Below are 7936 nucleotides of genomic sequence, written 5' to 3'. Positions count from 1 at the left end.
AGTGGCGGAATCGGTAGACGCAAGGGATTTAAAATCCCTCGCCTTTCGGGGCGTGCCAGTTCAAGTCTGGCCTCGGGCACCATTTTAAACACTAGGTTAAAAAATAGCACCGCAAGGTGTTTTTTTATATCTAAAATCACTTCTATGGCGTGTTAGCAAAGCGGTTATGCACTGGATTGCAAATCCATGTAGCTCGGTTCGACTCCGGGACACGCCTCCATTTTATCCCTTAAACCAAACATATGATTGCTCAACTTTATTTCTTTAAATAAAAAAGCGACAAGTATATCCTCATCGCTTTCATTTTCTCTTTTACATAGGCATTAAGTCAGTTTTTCAACCCTCGCCTGTTTCACCATATTATCCGCCACTTCTAACACAGTGACTTTCAAGCCATTTAATTCAAATTCTGCCCCCTCGTCGGGAATATCTTCCAAATGTTCCAAAATCAAGCCGTTAAACGTGCGAGCCTCCTCGGTGTCTAAATTCCAATCGAATAATTTATTTAAATCTCGAATATTGGTAGATCCCTCAATTAAAATGGAACCGTCCGATTGAGCGGTGACTTCTTCTTCAATAGAGGGGGCGGTTGAGGTGGTAAATTCACCGACAATTTCTTCTAAAATATCTTCAAGGGTGACTAAACCTTTAATATCCCCATATTCATCCACCACTAAACCAACACGTTCCTTGTTATTACGGAAATTCAATAATTGGGCGGTCAGTGCAGTGCCCTCGGGGATAAAATAAATCTCATCCACAGCACGAATTAGGGTTTCTTTGGTGAATTCGTTTTTATCTAACATCAAGCGGTAGGCCTCTCGCACTCGCAAAATGCCCAGCACATTTTCATCCATATTGCCTTTATATAACACCACTCGGCTATGTGCGGCATGATTTAACTGACGCATAATGGACTTCCAATCATCATCAATATCAATCCCTGCAATATCATTGCGTGGCACCATAATATCGTCCACCGAGACTTCTTCTAAATCGAGAATTGACAACAACATTTCTTGGTGGGCAGAGGGAATAAATTTGCCACTTTCATTCACAATAGAACGCAATTCTTCCGCATTAATATGATTGCCTTTGACCTCTGTTTTCAAGCCGGTGATCTTAATTAAGGCTTTAATAATCAGATTCATCAAAAACACTAACGGCGTAAATAATTTCATTAATGGTGAAAGCAAATGACTGGATAAAAAGGCGACTTTTTCCGGATAAAGGGCTGCCACGGTTTTTGGATAGATTTCCGCAAACACCAACATCACAAAAGTCAACGCTCCCGTGGCAATCGCCACCCCTGCATCACCATATAGACGCATACCAATAATGGTAGCTAAGGCGGAGGCGGAAATATTGACAAGATTATTACAAATTAAAATCAAGCTAAGGAGTTTATCGGTTTTTTTCAGCAAATTTTCCGCTTTTTTGGCACCTTTATGACCTTTTTCCGCTAAATAACGCATGCGGTAACGGTTGGCGGATAACAAGCCTGTTTCCGAACTGGAAAAATACCCTGAAAGGATTAATAAAATGAAAAGAATAATAAATAAGGTACTAAGGGGAATACTGTCCAAAGGTTGTTCCTTGTGTTCGTTCATCAAATAAGTGCGGTGAAAAATCTCGTTTTTTATACCGCACTTCCAATTTTCCCACTTACGCTGGGAAAAATTTGCTGCCAAAATAAGCAATCGTCAGCAATATCATACCTGAGATCGTAAAAATGATCATTCTTTTTCCACGCCAATGCCATTTCCAATGCCCAACCAATGGGATACCAAAAGCAATCCAAGCAAATAGCGAAAATACGGCTTTATGAATATTGCTTAACTGCAAGGCATGCAATAAATGATAGGTGCCAGTGCATAAGATAATAGTTAATAAAATTTCACCACTTAACATCACTCGGAAAAAATGGCGTTCTACCAACATTAACGGCGGTAAATCAGATGACGGCAAGGCTTTTTTACGTTTTAAATGACGATCCAACCACGCAATTTGCATGCTGTACAACATAGCGATAAAACAGACGGCATAAGCTAACATGGAAATCAGAATATGGAGCAATAAATTAACCTGTAAATGCACAATTTGGCTCGGGATAAATTCCGTCATTAACAAATTAATCAAAGCAAAAGCATACACAATCGGTGATACAAAAGCCAAGGTTCGTACATTCCAGAGCATGGGGACCGTGCTTAACAAGGCAATAAAGAAACTCATTAAGGAACTGACTTCAAGTAAAGAAATATCGGCACCTAACGTCAAGTGTGTAAATAGCTCAGAAAAACTTAAATAATGACAAATCACCGCTAAAAAGGCGGTGCATAAAAACAGCGTTCTTTTCGGTTTGGTTTGCCCATCAATTTTCAGCAACATCGGCATAATCAGCAAGATATTGAAACTGTAAAACAGCATGGCAAAAATAGCATACGGCGGTGTTGTCAATTTATTTCGTCCTTTGTTTGTGCAAAATAATGATTCATTTTAACCGTGCTAAATTGAAATATCAATTAGAGACTGCCTTTGCTAGTGAAAACAAGGAAATTCAGGTATAATCGGGTAAATTTTTTGTGAAGACGAGAACAAAATATGTTTGAAAATTTATCCGACCGCCTGTCGAAAACCCTACGTAATATTACGGGTAAAGGGCGTTTAACCGAAGACAATATTAAAGATACCTTACGTGAAGTCCGCATGGCATTACTCGAGGCGGACGTTGCTTTGCCTGTGGTGCGTGAATTTATCAATAAAGTGAAAGAGCGTGCTATCGGCGAAGAAGTCAATAAAAGCCTGACGCCAGGGCAAGAATTTCTAAAAATCGTACAAAGCGAATTGGAAAGTGCCATGGGGCAAGCCAACGAAGAATTAAATCTTGCCACCCAACCGCCAGCGGTCATTTTAATGGCGGGCTTACAAGGGGCGGGTAAAACCACTTCCGTTGGTAAATTGGCGAAATTTTTAAAAGAACGGCATAAGAAAAAAGTATTAGTGGTGTCGGCTGACGTATATCGTCCTGCGGCGATTAAACAGCTTGAAACCTTAGCTCAATCGGTGGGTGTCGATTTCTTCCCCTCTGATGTCAAACAAAATCCAGTCGAAATTGCCAAAACAGCCAAAGCTGATGCGAAATTAAAATTCTATGATGTGTTAATCGTGGATACAGCAGGTCGCTTGCACGTTGATAGCGAGATGATGGAAGAAATTAAGCAAATTCACACCGCACTTGAACCGATTGAAACCCTGTTCACCGTGGATGCCATGACAGGTCAAGATGCAGCCAATACCGCCAAAGCCTTTAATGAGGCCTTGCCACTCACAGGGGTGATCTTAACCAAAGTAGATGGTGATGCTCGTGGTGGTGCCGCTTTATCTATTCGCCAAATTACCGGTAAACCGATTAAATTCTTAGGGGTAGGCGAAAAAACCGAGGCGTTAGAACCTTTCCATCCAGAACGTGTAGCGTCACGCATTTTAGGGATGGGTGATGTCCTTTCTTTAATCGAAGATTTACAACGTTCCGTTGACCAAGAAAAAGCCGAAAAAATGGCGAAGAAATTCAAAAAGGGCGATCAATTTACCCTTGAAGATTTCCGTGAACAACTGATCGAAATGAAAAAAATGGGTGGTATGATGTCGATGTTAGACAAACTCCCTGGGGCCAAAAACTTGCCTGATCATGTTAAAAATCAAGTAGATGATAGAATGTTTATCAAAATGGAAGCGATCATCAATTCCATGACCTTAAAAGAACGAGCTAACCCCGACATTATCAAAGGCTCACGCCGTCGCCGTATTGCCTTAGGTTCAGGCACGCAAGTGCAAGATGTCAATAAATTACTCAAACAATTTGACGATATGCAACGCATGATGAAAAAAATGCGTAGTGGTGGTATGTCAAAAATGATGAAAGGCATGAAAGGCTTAATGGGCGGTGGCATGGGAGGACTGGGTGGTCTTGGCGGTTTAGGGGGGATGTTAAAACGCTAAATGCCTGTTCTCTCGGCTTAGAGTGCGGTGAAAAATCGACGAATTTTCTACCGCACTTTTCATTTATGTAGATTTATCCTACAATGAAAATAAATAAAAAACGTCACATTTACGGGAAATGTGCCATAATAGACTGAAAAGTAGAATTGCATTTCTTACTACCTAGCACTAAGGAGATTATATGAAAAAAGTTATTTTATTACTCACTGCATTTATCATCAGTGCTTGTAGCAATTCCGAAGAACGGCAAGCGTTAATTAACGGTGAACAACTAGATACCCCACAAAAAACCGAAGTCGGTTTTATTCGCTTGTCACAAAATTCGCAATATTATGTGGATACCTCTTCCATTTGGGTGGACAGTAGCAAAAATAATCTGATTAATTTCGACACGGTGATTAATTTACACATTGGCCATCGCATTTTTGAAGATAAAAATCTGATGACCAAATCAGTACGCCAACACAAAGTGTTAGATTGTCAAACCAATACCATGAAACACACTGGCTCGCATTTATATTCCGATTTCTGGGGTGAGGGAACGGTGTTCACGCCGAAAAAATATCGAGAACATCAAGTTAAACCACGTGATGGATCAACCCTTGGTACGGTGGCACAAGTGATGTGTGCGAATTTTTATCATTAATTGATAAATGATACACAAAAAGGGCAAGACATTTTTATGTACTTGCCCTTTCTTATGGGTTTAATTAAGGATGAAACGGCCCTTGATTCGGTGCCTCATAATTTTCAGGTAAACCGAAAATCTGACGGACAATCACCTTGTAGAATGCAAAGGCGTCTTTTGCACCTTGAATGGCCTCATCTTCTGCTTGGACGTCTAGGCCTAAATTATCCAAATACACTTTAAATTCACGCCAATGTTTACCTCGCCCATCAGGATGACCGGCTAAATGGCTTGCCCCATTTTCGGCATCAAAACTTAATCTTTTTTCGGCAGCTTTATATAAAAACGCCGCCCCAAGATTGGAACCCTCAGCACAATATAACCAACCAATGGCGGCATTACCTTGCGGATGAGGTAAATTACCTTTAAATTCATAAGGTTGACTATTTAACACAGCAAGATCTTTCAACACTCTATCATAGCGTGCCATATATTCTAATTCTGGGATTTTCTTATTGAGTTCAGGATCTTTGTAAATATCATCTACAATCTTGTGGAACACGGATTGTAATTGTAAAAATTTCGCATAGTTCTCATTATTCTTAAACGGTTCCACCGACATCACAAGATTATCTACACTATCATGTGTGGTACGGTTAGCGGCTTTTAAACGTTCAGAAAAGGTTTGTTGTTCTTGTGTCATAATAGGTTTCCTATTGATTTTCAGATTATTTTCCGTAATTAAGATAAAAGTATCAGGAAACATAAATATACTATAATTGATTATAATTATCAATTATTACCATAATATCAACATCAACTAATCACTTTGTATCCTCTTTTATTGATTATATTCCGCCCGACTCATGGTCGTACTCCAAAGCCCCACACGTTCTAGATCATCATATTTGGTTAAACCAGAATAGCCTAAACTGCTATCTTCATAGCGTTTAAAACTCAATACTGCCCCATTCATTTTGCCCTCGTTAAACAAATTTAACCCCACCAATAAGCTAAAATCATTTTGCGTTAAGCCGGTGACTTTATAAAATAATTCGGGTTCCACTTCTTCAATCACATCTTTCAACGCATATTCCCGATCCTCGGTTAAATACATAAATACAGGAATCCGTGCGGCAAATTTAATTAATTTTTCCTGTAATTGTTTCCGTAAAGTGCGTTCTTTTTTCTCATTTTCTTTTAATTCATCTTTTTCTTTCGGCGTTAAACTGCCATCATTGGCTTTTTGTTTGCCATTTTTGACCGCCGTCGATTTATTAATAATGGTTTCAATATCCTGATTTAATGAACGGAAACCCTCAATGTTAGCAAGGGCTTGCATGGCTTGTGGGTGAGCTTGCAAGCGTTTTAAGGTTTCATTATTCACATTCACCAACACAGCACTTTCCCAACGACGTGCTAGCAACGTTGCGGTTGTGCCACTCATTGCCATATCCAACACACTGGCTGCGTCCAACTCACGCATTGATGAACCGTCATAGGCAAGAATCGGCAGGAATTGCACAAATTCGGCAATTTTCTTTTCAGGATTGCGTTCTTCGGTGTTGAGTTCATTGCAATATTCGGAAATTTGCCGCAACGCACGATCAGGGGCAAAATCAAAAATATAGCAATTTTGTTTGATAATCACGCTTTCATCTGTCCCATGTGCTTTAGCCACCCACGGGGTTTGCACACGAAATGCGGCTTGAAAATAGGTTTCAGGGCGAACTAAGTTACGCAACATAAAAATCCCCGTCCATTCTGGCACCGAAACACCTGTGGTCAGTTTGCCACAAGACAGCGTGATGGTTTTGCTTTCTAAGCCTTTTTTCATTGCTTTGCGTACCGGTTTTAAGGCATTCGCCCCAACGCCCGCTTTTTTGCCAGCGGTGACAATCACTTGGTAATCCTGATAAAACCGATTATGGGGTTGAGCCAATAAATTTGCCATGGCATAGCAACTACTCACATCAGGCAGAAACCAAAAAGTATGATTTAAATTGCGTAATAAATCCACATCAGCAAAAGGTAACGGCGGTTTTTCTGCCCCTAGCTTTAACTCGTCTTCCGTGGTGATTTTTAATTGTCCCCGAATTAAATCTAGCCATTGTTGCACATAATTTTCATATTTAAATTTCGCCTCTTTTTCTTTGCCTGTGGCTTTAAAAAATTCGTTTAAATCAAATTCATTAAATTCCCCTTTCAAAGCAATTTCTTGAATATGCGGTGGCAGTTGATAAGTCAGCATGATCATGCGTGGCAAACTTAAATAGGGATTATTTTCGCCAAGCCATTCCATTTTCGCTTTTTGTTCATCAGAATAAGTCCAGTTGAAAATTTGTTCTTCAATAAATTCACCTGAATTTAATGCTCGAAATGGCGTACCAGATAAATATAAATAATGATCGGTGGTGATGGGAATGATGTCTTCATCAAAGAAATCGGGCATATCCAATTCCATATCTTGTTGTTCTAGTTGTTCTTGCTCAAATAATTCTTTGGATTTATCTCGCCACGCCCCAAAATGATATTCATCAAACACAATGCAATCCCAATTAATGGCGTGTACCCATTCATTTTTTAATTTAATGCCGCCCGCATTATTTTTGCCTAAATAATCTTGAAAGGAACCAAAACAACAAATCGCATGATGATCGGCGAAATGCTGTTGATATTGTTCTTCGTTGGTCACAAATTTCCAGCCTTGAAAATCAATATGGCTTTCTAAATCCTCTTGCCACGCCGTTTTGACGGCGGGTTTAAAGGTGAGAATTAAAATCCGTTTCCAACCCATTTGTTTTGCCAGTTGATAGGTGGCAAAGGTTTTACCAAATCGCATTTTGGCGTTCCATAAAAAGTGCGGTGCTTTTTTGCTGACTTCGGGATCCTTTTTCCATTGCTGAAAATAATTTACCGTTTTTTCCACCGCACTTTTTTGTTCCGGTCGCATGGCAAAATCTAGCGTGCGGTTTTCCTGATTTTCAATCCGTTTACGAATGGCAAGCACCGCACTTTTCACATCCTCTACGTCACATTTAAACCATTCGCCATTAATTCGTTCAATCCCCTTTTTGATAAGATACTGATGTACATCAAAATCTTTAAATAAACTGCCATCTTCCCGCATTGATTCTGCCTGATATTCAATGCGATAACTTTGTTCTGGGGTTTTGACGGGATATTGCTCTGCAACTCGCACATTGACATCTCGTTCAGTGTAACCGATTTTTAAACAGCCTTGAAAACGGCTATCAGAATAGGCATAAATTCGGGGCTGTTTTGACTCAAAATATTGACTACGCATAC

At 39.8% G+C, this 7936-nt stretch carries 6 protein-coding genes and 1 tRNA gene; 3 read left to right on the top strand and 4 right to left on the bottom strand.

Going from position 1 to position 7936, the window contains the following annotated elements:
• Positions 1-146 precede the first annotated feature (146 nt).
• Positions 147-220: transfer RNA gene (locus tag ACTG7L_RS10570), tRNA-Cys, on the top strand.
• Between the two features lie 103 nt (positions 221-323).
• On the opposite strand, the gene ACTG7L_RS10565 is transcribed toward ACTG7L_RS10570, so the two are convergent.
• Together ACTG7L_RS10565 and ACTG7L_RS10560 are read right to left on the bottom strand one after the other, a co-directional pair.
• On the bottom strand, positions 324-1586 hold the full coding sequence (locus tag ACTG7L_RS10565; RefSeq protein ID WP_439328505.1) for an HlyC/CorC family transporter: 1263 nt from the start codon (positions 1584-1586) through the stop codon (positions 324-326).
• 79 nt (positions 1587-1665) lie between these two features.
• Positions 1666-2427, bottom strand: a complete 762-nt coding sequence (locus ACTG7L_RS10560; protein WP_439256859.1) for a cytochrome C assembly family protein — start codon at positions 2425-2427, stop codon at positions 1666-1668.
• A 174-nt stretch (positions 2428-2601) separates the two neighbouring features.
• On the opposite strand from ACTG7L_RS10560, the gene ffh reads away from it, so the two are divergent.
• Both ffh and ACTG7L_RS10550 read left to right on the top strand, forming a co-directional pair.
• Positions 2602-3999: a signal recognition particle protein gene (gene ffh, locus ACTG7L_RS10555; protein WP_439328504.1), complete on the top strand. Its 1398-nt coding sequence runs from the start codon at positions 2602-2604 to the stop codon at positions 3997-3999.
• 181 nt (positions 4000-4180) lie between these two features.
• Positions 4181-4645 (top strand): surface-adhesin E family protein, encoded by a 465-nt coding sequence (locus ACTG7L_RS10550; protein ID WP_439256549.1) that lies wholly within the window; start codon positions 4181-4183, stop codon positions 4643-4645.
• A gap of 64 nt (positions 4646-4709) precedes the next feature.
• On the opposite strand, the gene ACTG7L_RS10545 is transcribed toward ACTG7L_RS10550, so the two are convergent.
• Entirely contained in the window at positions 4710-5330 is a 621-nt protein-coding gene (locus tag ACTG7L_RS10545) for a biliverdin-producing heme oxygenase (protein WP_439328503.1), read from the bottom strand.
• Between the two features lie 138 nt (positions 5331-5468).
• Positions 5469-7934 (bottom strand): DEAD/DEAH box helicase, encoded by a 2466-nt coding sequence (locus tag ACTG7L_RS10540; RefSeq protein ID WP_439328502.1) that lies wholly within the window; start codon positions 7932-7934, stop codon positions 5469-5471.
• Positions 7935-7936: the final 2 nt, after the last annotated feature.

It is taken from the genome of Lonepinella sp. BR2357 (assembly GCF_051851525.1).
GTDB lineage: Bacteria > Pseudomonadota > Gammaproteobacteria > Enterobacterales > Pasteurellaceae > Lonepinella.
The sequence above is the reverse complement of the archived record's forward strand: the minus strand, read 5'-3'. Positions and strand labels throughout refer to the sequence as shown.

Bases quoted from the DNA above. Each gene is read 5' to 3' on its own strand.
- ACTG7L_RS10560 (WP_439256859.1), bottom strand. From the start codon at position 2,427: ATGCTGTTTTACAGTTTCAATATCTTGCTGATTATGCCGATGTTGCTG.
- ffh (WP_439328504.1), top strand. From the start codon at position 2,602: ATGTTTGAAAATTTATCCGACCGCCTGTCGAAAACCCTACGTAATATT.
- ACTG7L_RS10550 (WP_439256549.1), top strand. From the start codon at position 4,181: ATGAAAAAAGTTATTTTATTACTCACTGCATTTATCATCAGTGCTTGT.
- ACTG7L_RS10545 (WP_439328503.1), bottom strand. From the start codon at position 5,330: ATGACACAAGAACAACAAACCTTTTCTGAACGTTTAAAAGCCGCTAAC.
- ACTG7L_RS10540 (WP_439328502.1), bottom strand. From the start codon at position 7,934: ATGCGTAGTCAATATTTTGAGTCAAAACAGCCCCGAATTTATGCCTAT.